Genomic DNA, 1202 nt, shown 5'->3' on the forward strand with positions numbered 1-1202 from the left:
AGACTAAGGTGTAACGGTTTCATATCGACCTTGAACTTCATTCGTTAGAGTCGCGGTGTGCTGTTTTAAGTTTCCTTGCATCGCGCCTCCAGTAGTTTCAAATTGCGGTCCAACCAACATTACTTGTTGATCGGCTTTAAAATCACGATTGGTTAGATTGATGACCAACTTATCGGTCGCCATCGTATCGAAACTGGCGCCCGGTAATAGGTTTTGCATTAAGACTTTGTCGTACAAAGTCAGCACTTGGTCTTCATCTAAAACAGCTCTTGTGGCTGTTACCTTCCACTCGACGACGCTACCTTCTCGGTAAACCATCAAGGTAGGGCTGTTAAAAATCGTTTCTCCACTCTTAGCATAGTAATCTAAGTTGTTGGAGCGGATGATGTAACTACGTACACCATCTTCACCATAGGTGATGTTTTCTAAACCAGTTCCACTGAACAATGGCAGTTCGGTGTCTGGGGCTACTTGAATTGCATCGTTACCTTTTGGTGTGAGCAGGTAATAACCACACCATGCGACGACGAAAACCAAGAGCAAATAAATAAGGCGAGTAAAACTCATATATTAAAGGCCTTTTGTTTAGCTCAGTACTTCCCTGACTATTGCCTTAATCTGTGTAATCAATCGTTTGAATGTTTCGTGTTGCCGATATTACATCACACCAGCTTTTAGTAAATCATGCATATTTAATGCGCCAACGATTTTATCTTCTTTGCATAGGATAAGTGCGTTGATGTTTTTGTTCTGCATTAAGTTCAATCCTTCCACTGCTAACATTTCTGGATGTGCTGTGGTTGGATTTTTCGTCATGACTTCGCCAATAGCCGTGGTATGAATATCAATGCGCTTATCCAAAGTGCGGCGTAAGTCACCATCGGTGAATATACCAAGCATAGCATCGTGCTCGTCCACGATTGCGGTCATTCCCAAACCTTTCTCTGAAATCTCCAAAAGCGCATCGCGAATCAACGCATCCGGAGACACTTTCGGTAATGCATTTCCGAAGTGCATAATATCAGACAGCTTAAGTAGCAATTTTCTTCCTAAAGCACCACCAGGATGTGAGAGAGCGAAGTCTTCTGCTGAGAATCCACGCGCTTGAAGTAGGGCAACTGCTAGCGCATCGCCCATTACTAAAGTTGCAGTGGTACTGCTGGTTGGTGCAAGGCCAAGTGGACAAGCTTCTTGAGGGCCAG

At 43.9% G+C, this 1202-nt stretch carries 2 protein-coding genes; both read right to left on the minus strand.

Annotated features, from left to right (window positions below; translation table 11 throughout):
• Positions 1–3: 3 nt before the first annotated feature.
• A complete protein-coding gene (gene lptC, locus R7P35_RS25105) occupies positions 4–567 on the minus strand; it encodes an LPS export ABC transporter periplasmic protein LptC (protein ID WP_005467805.1) in 564 nt (187 codons plus the stop codon).
• 90 nt (positions 568–657) lie between these two features.
• Positions 658–1202 (minus strand): KpsF/GutQ family sugar-phosphate isomerase (locus R7P35_RS25110; RefSeq protein WP_318093115.1); only part of this gene is annotated, 545 nt, incomplete at its 5' end.

Origin of the sequence: Vibrio sp. Vb0304, assembly GCF_033338995.1 — a bacterium.
In the GTDB taxonomy this organism is placed as follows: Bacteria; Pseudomonadota; Gammaproteobacteria; order Enterobacterales; family Vibrionaceae; genus Vibrio; species Vibrio alginolyticus.